This is a genomic window from Pseudomonas sp. 1 R 17, from assembly GCF_900067035.1.
GTDB classification, from domain to species: domain Bacteria; phylum Pseudomonadota; class Gammaproteobacteria; order Pseudomonadales; family Pseudomonadaceae; genus Aquipseudomonas; species Aquipseudomonas marginalis.
In genome coordinates this window covers 31,853-51,428 of sequence record NZ_FKLB01000024.1, presented here as the reverse complement: position 1 = coordinate 51,428, position 19,576 = coordinate 31,853, and the positions used below count along the sequence as shown (strand labels likewise).

The window sequence follows — 19,576 nt, the reverse complement described above, 5'->3', positions numbered from 1 at the left end:
CCCGCACATCAGCGCGCTTTTCGGGCCTTGTCCTGTTCCAGCCAACGCTCGAGGCTTTTGTTACTGAGCCAGCCGTCTTTTTGCGGCAGACCAAACAATCGTGTGCCGTTCGCACGTATCAGCGAAGGCAGCAGACCAGGCCGCTCAAGAATGTTCTTCGCCGTGTAGACACAGAGCTCGCTGTACCTGGGCCGAGGCATGCCGGAGGAAGGATCCAGCACAGGCGCACCCTCTTGATCAACGGCATGCGGGTCCTGCATGACGGCCTTGAGCATGGCGATTTCAACGTACTGGTGTTGTTCAAAGAAGAACGTCCGGTCCTGCGATTTATCCCTCAATTGTTCGAACTGGCCCTGCAGGGCCAGCACCACCTGGGTATTGCTCTGGGCATGGAACGGGTCCTGGCTGAACACACTTGGCGAGCTGTTCCCCTGTAGCGTTTGGGCTGCCGCCCTGAGACTGTCCGGGGTGATATCGCCGTCGCGGCTCAAAATTGCATCGCTCAACCGCGGGCGCTTGAGAATCTCGCTGACCACTTGAATCGTCCGGTCCAACTCCTCGCTTTTCCCCATACGTTCGTCTGCAACACGCTGCAATGACGAGCAGGTCAAACGCCCGTCGTTCAGGAAGGGGTACAGCCTGCCAAAATCTTTTTCCAGGGCCAACGCCAGTTGGCTGTCGGTGGACGTTACGCCGGGCTGGGCGAGGTTCACGCGCGTAGCAGCGGGCAGGTTCTGCAGCGCTCGCTGGCGCAGCACCGACATTGTTCCGCGCAGCACCAGAGGCACCCGCGACACGCCGTCGAGGCGCGCAGGAACAGCCCCCTGTCAGGTTTCAGAGGGCGTGAGCGGCGCTGGCACTGTAGACCGTAAAGCCGGTTCATCCAGTGCCAAGGGCAGACCATGAGGGGGTGTACCCTCGATCGTCATGGGTTTTCTCCAACGCGTTTCCGATACATACCTGCCCGGTGATCACCACCCCCAGACGGAATCAGCGAATGGATTCCACCGGCAAGCACCCCATGTGTGGTTGGACAAACACAACAGTTCCGGACAACCGATGAATACCAATGACAGCATGTAAACAACGACCAGAAGGTACGGTGATTCCCACCCTTACCGACGCAACCAGGTCGTCAGGCTATTGATCAGCCTGGAATACTTGGGGGGCTTGGCGTCGTCACTCGCCATCTGCCCGGTCGCGAGCATGCCCCGGGAAAAGTCTTCCTCGACCGGCGCCTGGAATTGGCACTGACCGGCGAAAGCCCTCATGCGCCTGGCTTCGACAGCATGCACATCGGCCAGGGCCGGGGGCTCTTGCGCAACGATGGCACCCGTGGGCACAGTCGGATCGCCATCATCCGTATTGCGAAAGAGCTCATGACAGCTGGGCTGGGGCGGGTGAAACGAGCTTGACGTCATTTGCTAGCTCTCCACACGGAATCTGAAAGCCGACCGGTTTGATCAAGGCCGGTGCCTATGAACTACTTGGTCAGTCGGCGTAAACAGTTCCTGACAAAATTGAGCCAGGCACCGTCATTCAGCGGCGGCGCCTGGCGGACGGTCAGCGGGAAAGCAGGTAAAGCGCTTGCCAGCTGATCCGGCCGTCATTATCACGACCGGCGAGATTGTCCATTTTCCTCAACACGTCACTGCGCTTGAGTATCTCCTGGGACAGCTGGATCAGATGATCCATGGGCGAATCGCCTGTCTGCTCCTGGGCCGCCAGGCTCCTCAGGTGGTTGAAGCTCAGCTCCCGGTCCCAGGGATTACGTTTCAACTCGTCGAAATGCTCAAGCATTTCACCGGCCATTTCCTTGTCGGTCTTGTACTTGAAGTAGTTTTCCCCCTTGACCACGATGTTCACATTTTGCCGGTCGATCAGGCCATCCAATGCACCGGTGGAGGAGTGCCGGTCCAGGGCGCTCATCAGTTCCGGACGTCGCAGCAACTCGTTGGCCAGGCGAATGTTCGCGTTCGTGACCGGATTGGGAGACCAGGTTTTTTTCGCCATCCCATAGATACTGTCAACGCTGACATACCCAGGGTTGCTGCGGTCCCTGAAGGCATTGAAATTGTCACGTAACTGTTGCGCCAACTCGTCATTGCTTTTCAGCGAGTACGTCGGATCAGGCCAGCCCGGCGCGGGCGGATACGGCTTACCCACGGTAGGATCGGGGCGTGGTGGCGGATTGCAGTAGCCAGGACCTGGTTGTGGGCGATGCCAGGCAAACCAAGGGCTCACCCAGTGTCTGACCGTATCCATCAGGCCCTGCCTGGCCGGCTCGCTGGAGTGACGCATCACGTTGTCAGCAGCACTCTGACGGGGGGCCTGCGAAGAGGGCGCGCCGAACACGGGCCCCCTCTGGTTTTCCCGAGGCAGGAAGCTGACGTTTGCAGCCGCTTGGCCGTTGGGGGCAGTCGCTGGCCGAGGGGCTTTGACCTCAGGCCTGGAAGTGGCCTGCAAAAGGTCAGAAGTTGATGAGGTCGAGGCCTGTGTATCGGACACCAATACCGACATAGTTTTCTCCATTACAGTGGGCGCGATCTTCAGCTTGCCGCTCCAACGCAACGTCGAAGCCCTTTAGCTTTCCCATGTGTGGCACTTCTGTCGGAAACGGTTCCTGAACCAGCCGCAATATGCACTGCGAGGATGTAAGAAACAGGACAAACGATCGCAGCCTCTTGCAAGACTGCGACTTTTCCAAACCGATAAAGGTCAGAACCCGACGCTGGCCTGTACAAAAAACGTACGCGGCTCGCCCAGGTACAGCCCGGCATTGTTGTCGCTGGAGCGGGTGTAGTGCTGCTGGTCAAAGACGTTTTTCACCCCCACCCCCAGCTTCAGGTTCGACAGTTGTTCGCCAAAGTCGTAGCCACTGCGCACGTTGACCGAGACATAGCCCGGGATATCACCGTACTGCCCATCGGCGCTGCCCTGGGTAATGTAGGTGCTGGTGGTACCCGGTGCACGCTGTCCGGACTGGGCGTACACATCCAGGTTGTGGGTCCAGTGGTTGACGTCGTAGCGCAGGCCCAGGGTTGCCACTTCCCGGGAATACAGTGGCAGGTCGCGTCCTTTGAACGGTACGTCACCTTCGGCGGTAGCCTTGGTGTAGGTGAAGCCGGCGTTGGCGGTCAGGCCGTCCAGGCGAGGGTCCAGGTTCGACAAGTCATAGTGGGCCGACGCTTCGATGCCGGTGTGCTTGGTGGCGCCAAGGTTGGTCCAGCCCACGGCATTGCTGACGTATTGCAGCTCATCCGAGAAGTCGATGTAGAAATACGTGAGTTCCCCGCCCCACACACTGTCGCTGTAGCGCGTACCGACCTCATAGGTCTTGGCTTTTTCCGGGTTCAGGCCGCTGGCGGTCTGGTCGCCGCTGCCGCCTTGTCCGAGTTGGAAGTACTGCAGGCTGCCGAAGGAGGTTTCGTAGTTGGCGAACAATTTCCACGCATCGGAAAGGTGGTACATCACGCTCAGGGCCGGCAGCGGTTCCTGGCTATGGACCTCGCGGCGTTTTTCCTGGGTGCGGGGCCCCGTAAGGGGGATGACCGGACGGTCGTGCCATTCGGTGCGGATGTCTTCAAAACGGATGCCCGGGGTGACGGTCCACTTGCCGATATCGATCTTGTTGTCCACATAGAAGGCGTTGGCCTCGGTGCCACCGGTGCGATCCTGGTAGACGTGACCATCGCTGCGGCCACCCGGCGTCGGCACGTTGTTGATCAGGTTCAGACTGGTGGCCTGCTCATGCATGCCTTCCTTGAGGTAGCGGTAACCGACGCTGACTTCCTGGGTGCTGGGGCCCACGTCGAATACATGGGATACCCGCGGCTCGATGCCGAAGGTGTAGTAGGTGCGCGGGTAGGACCCGAGGGTCGCGAGGTCGCGGTTAGCGATGTTACTGCCGCGGAAACTGTCGGAATAATAAGTCAGCACTTCGGCCTGGGTCCGGTCGTCGATTTGCCGGATGTACTTGAAGGACACGTCCTTGCGGCGCCCGCTGAAATTGTCCCAATCGCGCACCGACTGGTACGGGTTGGCATCGAACTGTTTCTGGGTCAGCCCGCCGGGCATGTCGGCGCTGGCATCGTAGTAATGGAAGTTCAGCGAGAAGTCGTCCTGGTCGGTCGGCGCCCAGTGGGTCTTGAAGATCACGTCGTCGATGTCGTTGCCGTTGTTGCTGTTGCGGTAACCGTTGCCATTCACTCCGGAGTACAACAGCGCAGCGCCGATGCCGTTTTCGGCAGTGCCGCCGATAAAAGCGCTCTCGATGTGCTTCCAGCCACCATGGGCGGAAGTTTGCAGGGTGGTGCCGACTTCACCGGAGAATTTCTCGGGGATCGCGCGGGTCACGAAGTTGATCACGCCACCGACGTTCTGTGGCCCATAACGCACGGAACCGGCGCCGCGTACCACGTCGATGCTGTCCAGGTTGCCGGCGGAAATCGGCGCCATCGACAGTTGTGGCTGGCCATAGGGCGCGAATGCCGCCGGCACCCCGTCGATCAGCACGGTGGAGCGTGGCGACAGACGTGATGTCAGCCCGCGTACGCCGACATTGAGGGAAATATCGCTGCCACCTGTGCCGTTGGATTCCTGCACCTGGACCCCAGGCATACGACGCAGCACATCACCGACATTCATCGCGCCCTGCTCCACCATGGCTTCGCGGCGAATCACCGTACGCGCGCCCGGGTGGTTCTGCACCACTTCGGCATCGGCATCCCCAAGCCAGTCGCCGACCACCCTGATGTCGGTGGCACCCAGTTCCAGGGGCGAACCGGCGTCACCGGCGCCGCTGCCGAGCGGGCGCAGGGTCACGGAACCAGCGTCGATCTGATAGTCCAGGCCACTGCCTTGCAGCAATTGGCGCAGGGCCTGTTCCGCCGACAGGTTGCCATCTACTGCGGGGGCCTGCTTGCCGGCGACCAGGTCGGGGCTGAAAAACACTTGCAGGGACGTCTGCTGCCCCAGTTGGCTCAGCGCGCTCCCCAGGGGTTGGGCCTGGATATGGATAGCGTCGCCAGCATAGGCCGCCGGCACTGCGGCACTGACAGCAAGCGCAAGGGCAAGCGGCGCCCAGCGGGAGATTTTATTGTTGTGAACGGCACATTTTTTCACGTCGACCCCAGTCCTGTAATCGCAAGAGTATGCGGCTGTTAATGCAAACCAGTTGCAGCTGCAGGAGAAGACGAAGAACTCGGAAAAAACCTGAATCTCAGCGTGAAATAATTTCCTGGCTGCCATCCGGCAGGGTCCTCAGGGCCACGGGCAGGATATGGGGCAAGGCCTTGAGCAAGGCATCGGTGTCATTGGCCTTGAACACACTGGTCAGTCGCAGGTTGCCAACGGCGGGTGTGCTGACGCGCAACGGGCGCTCGCGATAACGCGACACCTCACGGGCGACTTCACCCAGGGATGCGTTGTTGAACACCAGTTTGCCGCTGCGCCAGGCCGTCAGTTCCTCGGCATTCACTGCGTAGGACGCTGCCACCAAGCCTTGGTCATTGATATGGGTTCCCAGCCCCGCCGTCAGCGTCACCCCCTCGTTCGGTGAGCGCCCTTGCACCTTCACCGTACCGGCCTCGACCACCACACGGGTCTGGTCATCATCGCGACGCACATCAAAGCGCGTGCCGGTGACCGTCACCTGCCCTGCACCGGCGGCGACCACAAAGGGACGGCTGCTGTCATGCTCGACATTGAACATGGCCTCGCCCTGCTTGAGTTCAATACTGCGGCGGCCTTTTTCGTAGTGCACCGAGACAACACTGCGGCTGTTCAAATCCATCATCGAGCCGTCGGGCAATGCCACCTGGCGATGCTCACCCAGGCGCGTGCTGAAATCGGCCCGGTAGGGCTTCGGATGATCAAGGCCGCTGAACAAGCCGAGCCCCAAGGCCACGGCGACCACACTGGCGGCGACGGCGTAACGCAACACGCCACGACGTTTTGGACGCTCGGCCGGCGCCTCGCCCAACGCCTGCAAGCGGGCCTTGGGCACCAGGTCGGCGGCGCCCCACAGGCCTTGCAGCACATCGAATTCATATTGGTGCTCGGGCTTTTCATTGCGCCACACATCGAAACGCTCGCGCTCGGTGGCGTCCAACCCAGCGTCTTGCAGGCGTACAAACCATTGCGCGGCTTCGTCGCGGGCACGGTTATCCATCATGGAAGGTCCTGTTTCAGAGCGAGCGTGTGTCATGGGGCCATCGCATCCAGGCGGTCACGCAAATGCCGCAGGGTGCGGATCATATACTTTTCCACCATGTTCTTGGACAAGCCCAGGCGCTCGGCGATCTCCTGCTGGGTCAGGCCCTCGATCTTCTGCCAGATAAAGATCCTGCGGCAGTTGAGCGGCAACTCGGCCAATGCCCGCTCGATGGAGTCCGCGAGCTGGATCGCGTGCATGAAATGCTCCGGGTCACCGCCGTGGGGCTGGCTCTGATCAAAGGCTTCCAACGCCATGGCTTCCCGCCGGTCTTCGCGTCGGTAGGCGTCCACGGCGATATTTCGCGCAGTTTGATGCAGATAAGCGCGCGGTTGCTCTACCTGGGAGGCGGTTGTCTCCAGCACTCTCACAAAGGTGTCATGGGCCAGGTCCTCGGCCTGCTGACGGTTTCTCAGGCGGCGTGTCCAGGTGCCGATCAACTCTTCGTAGTGCTCGAAAAAGCCTGTTCTGCGGGGCGGCTGAGGGATCATCGCGGGAGCACTGGGGAGGCGGGGCGTGAATAGTAATGCTTCCTATTAAGTGGAGCAATTGCTACCCGTCGACCGCGCCACTGCCTGGAAACTAAAGCGCCTGTTTAAGGCGACTCAATTTCTCCCGGCTGCCGCACACGCTCATCTGGCACCATTTGCGCAGTTTGTTCTTGGAGATATCCAGGAATAGCCAATCACAGTCGGTGGCCGTGCAGCACTTCAGCACGCGAAGATCACCGGACACCAGCAACTGCGTGGCCTCGATCGCCAGGCGCCCGATCAACATTGCACTCAGTTCCTGGGCAGAGGTGCAGGTTTTCCACGCCCAGGCCGGTGTCCCATCAACCATGCGCAGCACCCGCCAGGCGGTGCCTTGCTGGAAATTCAGGTTGATCTGCTGCAAGGCGTCATCGGCCGCAGCCTGGCGCAAGGACAACGGGTAAAACACGGCATACAGGCATTCGCGGAACGCAATGATGGCGTCCAGATCCGGCTGGTAGGAAATAGGCGACTCAAACACCATGGCCTTGTATTCAGCGAACTCCTGGGTGGAGATCAACGAGGCGTGCAGCGCCCATTCAAAGAAAAACTGAAAACTGGTAAGCCGCTCTTCCATGACTTTGAGCGGCGACCCAGGGCGGCGGCCGTTGGTGGTATTGATGAAGTCCAACACCTGGGCCCCGCCGATCAGGCGGATGGATTTTGCAGTGCCGGTGAAATGCGTCATGCCTGCTCCTGAAAAAACGCGGTATGCCTGCGATGGCGCAGATTACCTTGTTTTCCGAAGGTGCAGGCACCGCCACCGCGGCGCAAAGACCAGCGGCTATGTGCGCTCGTCGTTGCGGGCCATCCAATCGAGAATAGTCGCGACAGACTGTTCGACAGACAGCGCCTGGGTGTCCACGTGCACTTCCGGAAAGATCGGCACGTCGTAGTCCGAATCAATCCCGGTGAAGTGTTGGATCAACCCCAGGCGGGCTTTTTTGTACAAGCCCTTAGGGTCACGTTGCTCCGCCGTTTCCAGCGGCGCATCCACATGCACCTCGACAAAATGCTCATTGCCGACAATGGCGCGCGCGTAATGCCGGCTGGCCGCCGACGGTGAGATCAACGCCACGATCACCACCAGCCCTGCGTCCAGCATCAAGCGCGCCACTTCGGCGACCCGCCGGATATTTTCATCGCGGTCGCTGTCGGTAAAACCCAGGTCGCGGCACAGGCCGCCGCGCACCGAGTCGCCGTCAATGATGCAGGTCAAGCGCCCCTGTGCCTGCAAGGCCCTGTCCAGCGCATCGGCAATCGTCGACTTGCCGGCCGCCGAGATGCCCGTCATCCAGATGACCAAGGGCTTTTGCCCCATACGCGAGCGTTCCGCGACGAGATGGCTGAACGCAAACGCATGCAGATTCCGTTCTGGACGTTCCGCAAAATGACTCATGGCCGCTCACCCTCCGTCACCGCCACAGGCGGTTTACCCAACAGGAATACCATCACGCATTGCACGAACAGCAACAGCGCAACCACCCAGTAGACGGTCGCGAACGAGCCGGTCAGGTCCTTGGAAAAACCGCCCAGGAAGTTACCGCACACACCCCCCAGGCCGATCAGCACATTGGCAATGCCGAATGCCTGGGTCAGTCGGCTGACCGGCACGATTTGCCCGATGTAGCTGGGGACAAGCCCGAAGATGGGGTAGAACGCCAGGGCAAACAAAAATGCCGCCAGGTAGAACAGCGGGAGGCTGTTGAAACTGAACACCAGGGTGGCGGCCAGCCCCGCACTCAAAAAGCACATGGCCAGCGACGCCCTGACGCCCACCTTGTCGGCGATCCACCCCACCAGAAAGCCCGAGGCCATGCCCACCGCGCCAATGGTGGTCCAGACAAACCCGGCGTCCTGCACCGACACCCCCAACTCGTCCCGCAGGAACGGAGCCAGGTAAGTCTGGAACGGCAACAGCGCCATCCCATTCAAAAACGCAATGGCCCAGGTCAGGTACAGCGAGCGACTCAACCAAGGTGCATGACTCTCGAACGCCGTCGAACGCGGCCCGGAAAAACCGGCGTCCTTGTCCGCCACCAGGTTGCGCAGCAGAAACCAGGCCACCACGCACAGGGCCACCGAGATCAGGCCCGCGGTGAGCCAGATCGAGCGCCAGCCACCCTGCAGGGTAAGGAACGACACCAGCAAGCCATTGATGAACACGCCGTAGCTGGTGCCGCTGGAAATCAGCCCCATGACCCGCGAGCGATTACCCGGGCTGAAACCCTTGGTGACAATCTCCGCCAACGGGATGTACACCGAGGCCGAGCAGCCGCCGAGCAAAATCAACAGCGCCCCGGACAGCCAGATACTGTTGCTGACACTCAGCCCCAACAGCGCCAGGGAGGTCATCAGCGTCGACACCAGGCTGATCTTCCAGCCTTCGAAAAAACGACTGATGTAACTGGTGACCGATGAAAACAGCAGGAAGCCGATCTGCGCACCGCCGGTGATCAGGCCCACCGTGGTGTAGTCGAAACCGATGTCGCGGCGCATGTCCACCACCAGGTTGGCGAACAGGTAGACGCCAAACCCGTAGGTACTGGCCACGAACCCGGTCAACACCACCGCCAGCACGACGCTGTCCAACGGGCGCGCGCTACTGTGTACCAGTGTGCTCATCAGGTACTCCTTAAACGGCGCGTGCCGTGTGGATGACAAAATCACAATTCATCATGTCGTAGTCACGCTGGAAATCCCCGTAACTCTCATGGGCGCAAAACCCGGACTTGAGCACCTCCCCCTTCAACTCGCCCGGCAACAGCGGATAGACCTGCAACCGATACTGCTCGGCGTTATCGAACGAGTAGATGAACTCACACACGTGTTCATCCACCTGCCCCAGGCCGACGGATGCCTGCGTGCCGCAGTAATAGTAATGACCGCTGGATTTGAACTTGCCTGCGCGAATGGCAAAGAAGTTACGTTGATCCACAATCAGCAAGCCGCCCGGATTGAGCAATGCCCTGAATTTCTCCAGCACCTCCAGCCGTTCATGGGCTGCAAACACATGGCACAGCGAACTGCCCAGGCACACCACAGCATCGAAGCGCCCCAGTTCGGCGGGATCGAGGGCCTGCCAATCCCGGTAGTGCGATTCGATCGCCAACCCGCGTTGCCGAAAATTCTCCCGGGCCTTGGTCAACATCGTGCTGCTGCCGTCCGTGGCGACGACATCGAACCCCGCCTGCTTAAGCTGGACCGCATGAAAACCACTGCCCGTGGAGACGTCGATCACCGACTTCACGCCGTGCTGCTTCAGCAGGTTTTCAAAGAACCCGTTCTCCCCCCCCTTTCTTTTGTCCCAATCGATCAAGTCATCCCAGCGTTCGACGAATTTTTTCGAGTATTGCGTGGCGTAACTGGCGACTTCGCTGTGCTTGTGCCGCGACATTTGATTCATCACACACCTACCAGGTTGAATGTTTGAAAGACAGGTATTTGCTCGACAGCTCGTGGGCAAACTCGGCGGACTGTTCGATGGACATGGTTTTCTTCGAGTACCCCAGCATCGCCTGCATCACGGCCATGCATTGCGGGTTATAGGTGACCGAGCCATCGCAATGAATCTCATCGATGCCATCCTGGCTCTGGCAGATGGTGTTGATACGCACCGCTTCGTCCTGGGGGCAGTCGGCGCTGAACTGCACCTTGATCTGCCCCTCCTGCAACCACACCGGATAGCCGCCCGGCAACCCCAGCGGGCCGGGCGCATGTACCCGCACCGGGGTGGGCGAAAACAGTCCTTCGATCACGGTGACGGCCGAGCACGCCGTGAGGAACTGCCCATCGATACCGCCCAGGCGGCGGAACTCGGATTTAACCGTGGAAAAAATCGCTTCGGCCGGCAGGTGGGCCGCGGCCGGGCGGTCGCGCACCTCATGCAACAAGCGGTAACTGGCACGCGGGGGCAAGCCGCCGCGCGGCACGTAGTGGCTGAAATAGTGCTGGGCATACAGGCACACCTGCACATCGGCAGGCGCACACTCCAGCAGCCGCGCGATGGAAAATCGCAGCGCCGGGATCAGGTTGGCGACATTGCCCACGCCAATATCCGGCGCCAGCCCGACCCTGGCCAGGATCGGGTTGACCGCATCGGGAAAGGCCGCGTTGACCGTCCTGGCCGCGATACCGGAGGCTTTCACCGCCTGCATCAAGTGATGCATCAGCGTCAGGTGCATGGGCAGCCAGGGGCCGAACTGCGCCTGGTCGAGTTGCTCGAACGAGAGCCTGGGCAACCCGGTGATCACCCGCCACGACTGCAACGACGCGCAGTTCACCACCAGGTCCGGCGCCTCTGCACGCAGCACCTGGGTGACCCGGTCGATATCGGTGAGGTCGGCGATCACCGGCTTGATCGTGATGCAGTGCCCCAACTGCGCACACGACAGGGCCACCAGGTTGCATAGCCGCACGGTCGCGTCTTCATTGCGCCCCAGCACCACGAATTCAAAGGCATTTTTCGGCCCGAGAATCTTCAGGATCTGCAGGCACAGGTTGCCTGCGCCCACCAGCAGCAGTTTCTTCTTGGAGGCTGACGGGCTCATCGTGGGTAGGCTCCGTTGTCTACCGGAATGACCTTGCCGGTGACATGCCGCATGGCATCGCTGATCACCAGCAAAATGACCTCGGCGACGCCGCCGGGCAGGATCGGTTCCTTGAGGATTTCCTGGCGCGCGTACTCGGCGCGGCGGTATTCAGGGATGGTGTCGTAGATGGCGGTGTCGTGGATCAGCGCCGGCGACACTGCGTTAACCCGCACGAACGGCGCAAAATTCCAGGCATTGGCTTTGGTCAGGCCGATCACCGCCGCCTTGGTGGCGCCGTACAAGGCATCACAACTGCCCACTTCGCCCGCCACCGAGGCGATATTGACGATGCTGCGCGGCGCCTCGTGTTTCATCTCCCGTTCGGCGAAGTCTTTGGAGAGATAGACCAAGGCCTTGAGGTTCACAGTCAGGATTTCGTCCACTTCGGCATCGGAATAGGCGTAGATGCTTTTGCCGTGGTAAATACCGGCGTTATTGATTAATGCATGAATAGTTGCGTGGCGCTCGTACAGCGCAGGGATAAAACCCTTGATCAGCGCATTATCCGAAAAGTCCGCGACATGGGTTTCCAATACATCCGCCGTGTAAGTGCGCTGTAACGCACGCAGGCCTTCGGCATCCTTGTCGGCACCGATAACGAAATAACCTGCCTGGATAGCCTTTTCCACAGTAGCCCGGCCGATCCCATTGGCCGCACCGGTGACAATCAACTTTTTCATACAACAATCCTTATTGGCAAAATTCATTCATGCGTGCGTAGAAGGGTCGGTGGTATTCGTAAAAGGCTTTTAATTTTGGCGACTGATCGAAAGTATCCATATCGATAGCAGGTTTATCCGGCAGAGCAATGCGTTCACTGTTCTCCGCCGCCACATGCCAACTTCTCCAGGTTTTCCACTGTCGTGGACATTCACGTTTCCATGTCATGGCATGGGGCAAAAATTCAATCTGCAAGTAGTCACACAGTTTACGAATGACACGCTCCGGCTCGGCGGCGAGGTCATCGGCATTAATCACATAAGGCACTTTTCCGATGAGTTTGGTGACCACACAAAAAATCTCGTACAAGGCTTTATGCCCGATGGCCTGCACGGGCATATCGGGGTGTACCCGGTGATGGGAAACAATGCTGCTGGCGGGCTCGCGAATAATAAAAATATTGTGTTGTTGCGCCAGAAAGTCCCGGTCAACTTTCAAGTCATCCAGGCAGTGGTAACACATGTCTTTGTGAAAGACATTGGTACTTTCCCGGGCCTTGAGCAGTTGCTCTTTTATACCTTGATACGTGGTGGGCAAACTGTGGTCCCATTCATCCGAAGGAATCATTGAATCTGCGGAAAATGCCATATGGGCAAACGGCTCGTGGAAAACCTCAAAATCCCCTCGCTCGATAAACACACGCTCCAACACCGTGGAACGGGAACGCGGGTGCGCCCACAACCCGACCATCTTGTTCATGCCAGCACCCCGTATTCAGCGGCCAGGATGGCGTTGAGCGAGCGTGCGAAAGGCTTCGTCACCGGGCACAGGCGCACGCAGTAGTCGGTCAGGCGCCGATGCGCACTGTTGGCTTCGTTGCAGGCGTTGATAAACGCCTCATGATTGCCAAAGTCGTAGGGCTCGATGCTGTCGATGAAATAGGCTTCGCAGAAGTACGGAATGCGGATGAGCCGGGCGAACGTCTCAGCCGGCGCCTGCTGGGGTTCACAGGCGGGTGCCACCGGTTTGCCGTGGCTTTCACGCTCGATCAGAAACTCCACCACCTCCGGCGTCAGCGTGTAGCACGTGGTGGTCAGCCCGGTCTTTTCCAGGTGCCAGCAGTGCTTGTGGCCACGTTCGTCAACGTCGACCTTGATACTGGAAAGCAGGGTCTTGACCGGCACCTTCGAGGCCGCGACCAGGGCCTGGATCTGCTGGTAAATCATCAGCTCGGCCCAGCGCATGTCCTCCGGGCCCAGCGCCAGGCCACGCTCGGCGGCCTGCAAGGCGAACTCGGGCTGGCAGGAAAAACGCCCGATCATAAAGGTGATCACATACTTGCAACAGCCGGTGTCGACGCCATTGCGGCGGGCGCAGGCGATGCCCCGCTCTATTGCCTGTATACCGGCATGGAATTGCGAAACGGTGAAGCAGAACGTGATATTGACCGAAACGCCTTGGGCCACCAGGTGTTCGATCGTCGCGAAACCCTCCAGGCTGCCCGGCACTTTGACCATCACATTCGCGGCCAGGCGATGCAGCTCCAGGCCTCGTGCGGTCATGCGTTCGCTGCACCGCACATCCGACGGGTCGACTTGGGCGCATATCCAGCCGTCGGCCTGGGCCGATTGCACCCACAGCGGCTTGAGCGTCGAGGCGCCCTCTGCAATCACTTCGTTGTAGAGTTGCTTGCGCAATTCGCCGGGAGACAGGCTGGCCAGATTAAAACGCGACGACCAGTACTCTTTCTTGTCGAGGATCGTCGCCGTCACCAGCCGGGGGTTGGTGGTCACACTGCTGAAGCCCCAGGGCTGGGAGAGATCCTGCGGCATCAACTGTTCGATATGGGCGGCGGCTGCCGGGTACTTGTCCAACAAATGCTGTTTATACGGTGCGTACACCACGGGCGACGAATCCCACCACACTTCCGAACAGGGATCATTACGTTTAAGTCGCTCTATATAACCCAGTGTGCCCACAACACTTGCTCCTTGAGTAACGTGATCAATGAGGGTCGGTAACTCACGCATATCGGCAAAAGGTAACGCGCCGGCTTCGGCCAATATTCGATGTCGAGACAACGGACCAAAACCCAGGACTTTTATAGTGGCTGCCACGGCGGCTTGAATCCCTGTGACACTGTCTTCAATCACCAGCGCATCACAGGGTTCGACGTTGTAAGTTTCACACGCTGTTAAAAACACCAGCGGATCAGGCTTCCAACGCCCCAATTCATAACAACTGAATATTCGCCCTTCGAAATAAGGCAACAACCCCACAAGGCGTAAACACTGTTCGATCTTATTGCGCGGCGCACTCGAGGCTACGCAATAGGGAATTCCCAGCACTTCCAATACGTCAAGTACCCCATCAGTCGCTTTCACATTAAGCGTCAATGCTTCCAGCGCTCGAACTCGGAAGTCCTCTTCAAACTGAGGAGTCAAACAAATACCCATTAACTGTTCTGCTTCGCGCAGACAATCGGCAATCTTTCTTCCACGAAAGTGCTCAATGAAATACGCACTATCCAGTGTCTTGCCGTCCTGTACGTGTGCATTAAGCATGCCGATCAATACAGACAGGGTGATCTCTTCGCTTTGGACGAGTACACCGTCGCAATCGAAAATAATTAACTTAGGCAACGTCGTAGCTCCCTGCTCTGGTAGTTCCCCTATAGCTGCCGATGAACACATAGGCATCTCTTATAGGTGACTCCGCATGACTTCCGAACTACCAGCGGAGCGGGTTGAGGTGTGCTTATAAGACACGGGGCAAAAAACCCTGTCAAACGCTTTTTAGCGGTTTTTTAGTATCTTATGGTTATTTTTTATTCTTCTGTTATTCCATTTTCCACCATGGTTGTAGTCGCTAATTTCACACGGCTGAACTTCCGTTATGCGCCGTCAGTCAGCTACTTGAACTCACGAATTCAAGGTCGGGTGGGCAATGCATATCTCGTTGGAGCAACAAGTGGCGCTGGTAACGGGCGCCAGTTCCGGTATCGGCGCCGGTGCGGTCAGGGCCCTGGCGCAAGCCGGCGCTGCGGTGGTGCTCAATTACAACAGCCAGGCCGCGCCCGCCGAGGCGTTGGCAGAGCAGATCAACGCCGAGGGCGGCCGGGCGATTGCCATCGGCGCCGACGTGTCGAAAGAAGCCGATGTGGAACGCCTGTTCGCAAAGACCCTCGACGCGTTCGGCCATCTGGACATCCTGGTGGCCAACTCCGGCATGCAGAAGGACGCCGCCGTGGTCGACATGACCCTCGACGACTGGAACGCCGTGATCGGCGTCAACCTCACCGGCCAGTTCCTCTGTGCCCGGGCGGCGGTACGCCTCTTCAAGCGCCAGGGCATCCGTGAAGGCGTATCCCGCGCCGCCGGCAAAATCATCCACATGAGCTCGGTGCACCAGTTGATCCCCTGGGCCGGGCATGTGAATTACGCGGCGTCCAAGGGCGGCGTTGAGATGCTGATGCGCACCCTCGCCCAGGAGGTCAGTGAACAGCGCATCCGTATCAACGGCATTGCGCCGGGGGCGATTCGTACGGCGATCAACCGTGCCGCCACCGAAGGCGCGGCGGAACAGGAGCTGCTCAAGTTGATCCCCTATGGCCGGGTCGGCGATGTGGAGGACGTGGCCAACGCCGTGGTATGGCTGGCCAGTGACGCCTCGGATTACGTGGTCGGCAGCACCCTCTTCATTGATGGCGGCATGAGCCTTTACCCGGAGTTTCGTGACAATGGTTGATTTGAAAAACGAACCACAAAGCGCCATCGATGCCCACGGCATCATCGGCGATATGCGCAGCGCGGCGCTGGTGAACGATAAAGGCAGCATCGATTTCTTCTGCTGGCCGGAGTTCGACAGCCCGTCGATCTTCTGCTCACTGCTGGACACCCCCGATGCCGGCACGTTCCAACTCACCCCGGACCTGCCCAACGCCCGCCGCGAACAGATCTACCTGCCCGACACCAATGTGCTGCAAACCCGTTGGCTCAGCGATGAAGCCGTGGTGGAAATCACCGACCTGCTGGTCATCAGCGAAGAAATCGACGACTTGCCCCTGCTGATTCGCCGCGTACGCGTGGTCAGCGGCACGGCCACCCTCCATCTGCGCTGCGCCGTGCGCCATGACTACGCGCGCGCCACCACCGAGGCGAGCCTGGATAACGCCAGCATCTGTTTCAACGCCGATGGCCAGCCGGGCATGCGCCTGTGCGGCAGCCATCCGTTGCAGATCGAAGATAACGCCGCCGTGGCCCGCTTCACCCTGGATCAGGAAGAAGGCGCCGAGTTCGTACTCGGCGGCCAGGACGATGAGCGTGTGGCGAGTGTCTGCACCGACCTGGCCCTGGCCCACACCTTGAAGTTCTGGCGCGGCTGGATCGCGCAGTCGAACTACCGCGGGCGCTGGCGCGAAATGGTCAACCGCTCGGCCCTGGCCCTCAAGCTGCTGACCTCGCGCAAACACGGCGCAATCATCGCCGCCGCCACCTTCGGCTTGCCGGAAACGCCTGCGGGCGAACGCAACTGGGACTACCGCTACACCTGGATCCGCGACGCCTCGTTTACCGTCTACGCCTTTATGCGCCTGGGCTTTGTCGACGAGGCCAACGCCTATATGCGCTGGCTCAAGGGCCGGGTCAGCGACTGCTGTGGCCAGCCGACCAAGATCAATATCCTGTACGGCATCGACGGCCGCCAGGAGCTGCCCGAAACCACGCTGGAGCACCTCAGCGGCCACGGCGGCGCCAAGCCGGTGCGCATCGGCAATGGCGCGGTCGACCAGGTCCAGCTGGATATTTATGGCGAGTTGATGGACGCGGTGTACCTGGTCAACAAGTACGGCGAAGCCATCTCCCACGAGGGCTGGAAACACACGGTGGAAGTCGCTGACCAGGTGTGTGAAATCTGGAACCGCAAAGACGTGGGCATCTGGGAAATGCGCGGCGAGCAGCATCACTTCCTGCATTCGCGGCTGATGTGCTGGGTGGCCCTGGACCGTGCGATCCGCCTGGCCTCCAAGCGCTCGTTGCCGGCGCCGTTTGCACGTTGGGACCAGACCCGCCAGGCGATCTATGCCGATATCTGGAGCAACTTCTGGAACGAAGAACGCGGGCATTTTGTGCAGCACATCGGCAGCACCGCACTGGACGGTTCGATGCTGCTGATGCCGCTGGTGCGTTTTGTCGCCGCCACCGACCCGCGCTGGCTGAGCACGTTGCAGGCGATCCAGAAAAGCCTGGTGCGCGACGGGATGGTCTACCGCTACCGCAACGACGACAACGCGATCGACGGCTTGCAAGGCACCGAAGGCGCATTCGCCGCCTGCTCGTTCTGGTACGTCGAATGCCTGGCCCGCGCCGGGCAAGTGGAGAAGGCCCACCTGGAATTCGAACAACTGCTGCGCTACGCCAACCCGCTGGGCCTGTATGCCGAAGAGTTCGACAGCCAGGCCCGCCACCTGGGCAATACGCCCCAGGCGTTGAGCCATCTGGCGTTGATCAGCGCGGCGACGTTCCTGGACCGCAAGCTCAGTGGCGAGAAGACGACCTGGCAGCCCTGAGGCGCCCTGCCTTTACAGGCAGGGCATCCCGTCATGTCTTTCGACTAGAGTTTCAACACCTGACAGGAGTCCACCATGACCATCACCGCCCCACTCCTCTACGTGCGCACCTCCATGCTCGATGTGGCGTATGAAACCCACGGTCCCATTGACGGCGAGCCTGTGATCCTGCTGCATGGTTTCCCTTATGACCCTCGCGGCTATGACGAGATTGCGCCGGTGCTGGCCGAACGCGGCTACCGGGTGCTGGTGCCGTACCTGCGCGGTTATGGCCCTACGCGGTTTATCAACGCGCAGGTGATGCGCTCCGGCCAACAGGCGGCGCTGGGCAAGGATCTGCTGGATTTCATGGATGCGCTGTCGATCCCGCGCGCCACCCTGGCCGGGTATGACTGGGGCGGGCGTGCCGCGTGTATCGTCGCGGCCCTGTGGCCGGAACGGGTACGCGGGCTGGTAACGGGCGATGGCTATAACATCCAGGACATTGCCAGGTCGCGCCAGCCACGGGCGCCGGTGACGGAACATCGGTTGTGGTACCAGTTCTACTTTCACACCCAGCGCGGTGTGGACGGGCTGACGGCCAATCGCCGCGAACTCTGTGAGTTGCTGTGGTCGCTGTGGTCGCCGTCCTGGGCCGACGGGCCAGGGCTGTATGGGCAGACGGCGCCGTCATTCGACAACCCGGACTTTGTCGAGGTGGTGATTCATTCCTATCGCCACCGCTTCATGTATGCGCCTGGCGATCCGGCGCTGGAAGCCATCGAGCAGGCCCTGGCGCGGCAACCGGCGATTGCGGTGCCGAGCATTTCGCTGTGCGGTGCCGACGACGGCGTGGGCCCGCCATCGCAAGAGGATGACGACGTGGAGCATTTCAGCGCTTTTTACCGACGCCAGGTATTGCCGGGCGTGGGCCACAATATTCCCCAGGAAGCACCGCGGGCCACCCTCGACGCCCTGTTTGAATTGCTCGCCTAGGCCACCGGCGAGAACCGCTCGCGGTAGGCCTGGGGCGTCACCGACAAGGCCCGCATAAAGCTGCGGCGCAAGGTTTCTTCGCAGCCGAAACCACACTGCACGGCGATGCGCTTGATCGACGCCGTGCTGTCCGCCAGTTGCCGACGGGCGCTTTCGACGCGGATCAGTTCGACGGCGCGCGCGGGCGTCTGGCCGGTTTCAGCGCGGTAGTGGCGCACGAAGCTGCGCTCGCTCATGCCGGCCTGGGCGGCCAGGGTCGGGATACTCAGGTCGAGGGTCAGATGCTCGGCTATCCAGGCATGCAGCTCGGTGAAACGGCTGCCGCCCTTTTGCAGGGACAGGGTCACGCTGAATTGCGACTGGCCGCCGGGGCGCTTCAGGAACACCACCAGGTGCCGCGCCACTTCCAGGGCCACGGCGCGGCCCAGGTCTTCTTCCACCAGAGCCAGGCACAGGTCGATACCGGCGGTGACACCGGCGGAGGTCCACACCGCGCCCTGCTGGATAAAGATCGGGTTGGGCTCCACGGTCAACGCCGGAAACTTGCGCGCCAGTTCTTCGCAACGGGTCCAGTGGGTGGCGACGCGACAACCATCGAGCAAGCCACTGGCCGCCAGCAAAAACGCACCGGTACACACCGACGCCATGCGCCGAGTGTGCCGGGCTTTTTCGCGCACCCAATCCACCAGCGCAGGCTTTTCAGCGGCGCCGTACACGCCCCAGCCACCCGCGATCACCAGGGTGTCGCAGGGCTGGTCGACCGCAGGCAACGGCTCGGCCACCAGCGCCAGGCCGGCGGAGGTCATCACCGGTCCGGCCTGGTCGGCGATCACCGTGACCGCATAAGGCAACGGCACGCCACGCTGGCGCGCCAGGTCATTGGCCGATGCAAACACCTGCAGCGGCCCGGTGACGTCGAGCACCTGGGCATTCTCGAAAGCGAGTACGTGAACAATTCTGGGCATGGTTGGCGTGATTCGTGGGTTCAATGGCGTATTCGCCAAAGCCTAGGCCGCTAGAGTGAGGTCGTCTACCCCTT

The 19,576-nt window shown here is 60.4% G+C and carries 18 protein-coding genes and 1 pseudogene; 3 read left to right on the top strand and 16 right to left on the bottom strand.

Annotation, left to right across the window (positions count from 1 at the left end; translation table 11 throughout):
* Nucleotides 1-8: 8 nt before the first annotated feature.
* The 15 genes and pseudogenes from BFP99_RS08180 to BFP99_RS34015 all read right to left on the bottom strand — a co-directional run.
* Complete coding sequence (locus BFP99_RS08180; protein WP_256098106.1) at nucleotides 9-788, bottom strand: type III secretion effector protein; 780 nt, start codon at nucleotides 786-788, stop codon at nucleotides 9-11.
* Between the two features lie 327 nt (nucleotides 789-1,115).
* Complete coding sequence (locus tag BFP99_RS33575; protein ID WP_065947064.1) at nucleotides 1,116-1,421, bottom strand: hypothetical protein; 306 nt, start codon at nucleotides 1,419-1,421, stop codon at nucleotides 1,116-1,118.
* A gap of 142 nt (nucleotides 1,422-1,563) precedes the next feature.
* Nucleotides 1,564-2,520 (bottom strand): type III secretion effector protein, encoded by a 957-nt coding sequence (locus BFP99_RS33245; protein WP_065926924.1) that lies wholly within the window; start codon nucleotides 2,518-2,520, stop codon nucleotides 1,564-1,566.
* Nucleotides 2,521-2,718: 198 nt separating this feature from the next.
* Nucleotides 2,719-5,124 (bottom strand): TonB-dependent siderophore receptor, encoded by a 2,406-nt coding sequence (locus BFP99_RS08165; RefSeq protein WP_065947063.1) that lies wholly within the window; start codon nucleotides 5,122-5,124, stop codon nucleotides 2,719-2,721.
* A gap of 97 nt (nucleotides 5,125-5,221) precedes the next feature.
* Nucleotides 5,222-6,175: a FecR family protein gene (locus BFP99_RS08160; protein WP_065947062.1), complete on the bottom strand. Its 954-nt coding sequence runs from the start codon at nucleotides 6,173-6,175 to the stop codon at nucleotides 5,222-5,224.
* Between the two features lie 29 nt (nucleotides 6,176-6,204).
* Complete coding sequence (locus BFP99_RS08155; protein WP_065926921.1) at nucleotides 6,205-6,705, bottom strand: sigma-70 family RNA polymerase sigma factor; 501 nt, start codon at nucleotides 6,703-6,705, stop codon at nucleotides 6,205-6,207.
* 91 nt (nucleotides 6,706-6,796) lie between these two features.
* Nucleotides 6,797-7,432 (bottom strand): CGNR zinc finger domain-containing protein, encoded by a 636-nt coding sequence (locus tag BFP99_RS08150; protein ID WP_065926920.1) that lies wholly within the window; start codon nucleotides 7,430-7,432, stop codon nucleotides 6,797-6,799.
* A gap of 96 nt (nucleotides 7,433-7,528) precedes the next feature.
* On the bottom strand, nucleotides 7,529-8,143 hold the full coding sequence (gene cysC / locus BFP99_RS08145; protein ID WP_065947061.1) for an adenylyl-sulfate kinase: 615 nt from the start codon (nucleotides 8,141-8,143) through the stop codon (nucleotides 7,529-7,531).
* A complete protein-coding gene (locus BFP99_RS08140; RefSeq protein ID WP_065947060.1) occupies nucleotides 8,140-9,369 on the bottom strand; it encodes an MFS transporter in 1,230 nt (409 codons plus the stop codon). The genes cysC and BFP99_RS08140 overlap by 4 nt, the downstream gene beginning before the upstream one ends.
* A 10-nt stretch (nucleotides 9,370-9,379) precedes the next feature.
* Complete coding sequence (locus tag BFP99_RS08135) at nucleotides 9,380-10,150, bottom strand: class I SAM-dependent methyltransferase (protein WP_065947059.1); 771 nt, start codon at nucleotides 10,148-10,150, stop codon at nucleotides 9,380-9,382.
* 7 nt (nucleotides 10,151-10,157) lie between these two features.
* Nucleotides 10,158-11,294: a hypothetical protein gene (locus tag BFP99_RS08130; protein WP_065947058.1), complete on the bottom strand. Its 1,137-nt coding sequence runs from the start codon at nucleotides 11,292-11,294 to the stop codon at nucleotides 10,158-10,160.
* Nucleotides 11,291-12,016, bottom strand: a complete 726-nt coding sequence (locus BFP99_RS08125) for an SDR family oxidoreductase (RefSeq protein WP_027603118.1) — start codon at nucleotides 12,014-12,016, stop codon at nucleotides 11,291-11,293. The genes BFP99_RS08130 and BFP99_RS08125 overlap by 4 nt, the downstream gene beginning before the upstream one ends.
* Before the next feature lie 10 nt (nucleotides 12,017-12,026).
* The gene (locus BFP99_RS08120) at nucleotides 12,027-12,755 is read right to left on the bottom strand and encodes a sulfotransferase-like domain-containing protein (RefSeq protein WP_065947057.1); all 729 of its coding nucleotides are present in this window, start codon (nucleotides 12,753-12,755) and stop codon (nucleotides 12,027-12,029) included.
* Complete coding sequence (locus BFP99_RS34020) at nucleotides 12,752-13,975, bottom strand: transaldolase family protein (RefSeq protein ID WP_065947056.1); 1,224 nt, start codon at nucleotides 13,973-13,975, stop codon at nucleotides 12,752-12,754. The genes BFP99_RS08120 and BFP99_RS34020 overlap by 4 nt, the downstream gene beginning before the upstream one ends.
* A gap of 123 nt (nucleotides 13,976-14,098) precedes the next feature.
* A pseudogene (locus BFP99_RS34015) lies at nucleotides 14,099-14,689 on the bottom strand (HAD family hydrolase); the annotation flags it as partial.
* 253 nt (nucleotides 14,690-14,942) lie between these two features.
* Here BFP99_RS34015 and BFP99_RS08110 point away from each other — a divergent pair.
* The 3 genes from BFP99_RS08110 to BFP99_RS08100 all read left to right on the top strand — a co-directional run bounded on the left by BFP99_RS08110 (nucleotide 14,943) and on the right by BFP99_RS08100 (nucleotide 18,537).
* Nucleotides 14,943-15,743 carry a glucose 1-dehydrogenase gene (locus BFP99_RS08110; RefSeq protein ID WP_065947055.1) on the top strand — a complete coding sequence of 267 codons (801 nt, stop codon included), beginning with the start codon at nucleotides 14,943-14,945 and terminating at the stop codon, nucleotides 15,741-15,743.
* On the top strand, nucleotides 15,736-17,562 hold the full coding sequence (locus tag BFP99_RS08105) for a glycoside hydrolase family 15 protein (protein ID WP_065926911.1): 1,827 nt from the start codon (nucleotides 15,736-15,738) through the stop codon (nucleotides 17,560-17,562). Before BFP99_RS08110 ends, BFP99_RS08105 begins: the two co-directional genes overlap by 8 nt.
* A gap of 75 nt (nucleotides 17,563-17,637) precedes the next feature.
* Complete coding sequence (locus tag BFP99_RS08100) at nucleotides 17,638-18,537, top strand: alpha/beta fold hydrolase (protein WP_065947054.1); 900 nt, start codon at nucleotides 17,638-17,640, stop codon at nucleotides 18,535-18,537.
* Here BFP99_RS08100 and BFP99_RS08095 read toward each other — a convergent pair.
* On the bottom strand, nucleotides 18,534-19,502 hold the full coding sequence (locus tag BFP99_RS08095; protein ID WP_065926909.1) for a GlxA family transcriptional regulator: 969 nt from the start codon (nucleotides 19,500-19,502) through the stop codon (nucleotides 18,534-18,536). The two genes, BFP99_RS08100 and BFP99_RS08095, sit on opposite strands and share 4 nt — an antisense overlap.
* Nucleotides 19,503-19,576 lie beyond the last annotated feature (74 nt).

Bases quoted from the DNA above. Each gene is read 5' to 3' on its own strand.
- BFP99_RS08150 (WP_065926920.1), bottom strand. From the start codon at position 7,432: ATGACGCATTTCACCGGCACTGCAAAATCCATCCGCCTGATCGGCGGG.
- BFP99_RS08120 (WP_065947057.1), bottom strand. From the start codon at position 12,755: ATGAACAAGATGGTCGGGTTGTGGGCGCACCCGCGTTCCCGTTCCACG.
- BFP99_RS08155 (WP_065926921.1), bottom strand. From the start codon at position 6,705: ATGATCCCTCAGCCGCCCCGCAGAACAGGCTTTTTCGAGCACTACGAA.
- BFP99_RS08125 (WP_027603118.1), bottom strand. From the start codon at position 12,016: ATGAAAAAGTTGATTGTCACCGGTGCGGCCAATGGGATCGGCCGGGCT.
- BFP99_RS08130 (WP_065947058.1), bottom strand. From the start codon at position 11,294: ATGAGCCCGTCAGCCTCCAAGAAGAAACTGCTGCTGGTGGGCGCAGGC.
- BFP99_RS33245 (WP_065926924.1), bottom strand. From the start codon at position 2,520: ATGTCGGTATTGGTGTCCGATACACAGGCCTCGACCTCATCAACTTCT.
- BFP99_RS08160 (WP_065947062.1), bottom strand. From the start codon at position 6,175: ATGATGGATAACCGTGCCCGCGACGAAGCCGCGCAATGGTTTGTACGC.
- BFP99_RS08135 (WP_065947059.1), bottom strand. From the start codon at position 10,150: ATGAATCAAATGTCGCGGCACAAGCACAGCGAAGTCGCCAGTTACGCC.
- BFP99_RS08095 (WP_065926909.1), bottom strand. From the start codon at position 19,502: ATGCCCAGAATTGTTCACGTACTCGCTTTCGAGAATGCCCAGGTGCTC.
- BFP99_RS08140 (WP_065947060.1), bottom strand. From the start codon at position 9,369: ATGAGCACACTGGTACACAGTAGCGCGCGCCCGTTGGACAGCGTCGTG.
- BFP99_RS08110 (WP_065947055.1), top strand. From the start codon at position 14,943: ATGCATATCTCGTTGGAGCAACAAGTGGCGCTGGTAACGGGCGCCAGT.
- BFP99_RS08105 (WP_065926911.1), top strand. From the start codon at position 15,736: ATGGTTGATTTGAAAAACGAACCACAAAGCGCCATCGATGCCCACGGC.
- BFP99_RS08100 (WP_065947054.1), top strand. From the start codon at position 17,638: ATGACCATCACCGCCCCACTCCTCTACGTGCGCACCTCCATGCTCGAT.
- cysC (WP_065947061.1), bottom strand. From the start codon at position 8,143: ATGAGTCATTTTGCGGAACGTCCAGAACGGAATCTGCATGCGTTTGCG.
- BFP99_RS33575 (WP_065947064.1), bottom strand. From the start codon at position 1,421: ATGACGTCAAGCTCGTTTCACCCGCCCCAGCCCAGCTGTCATGAGCTC.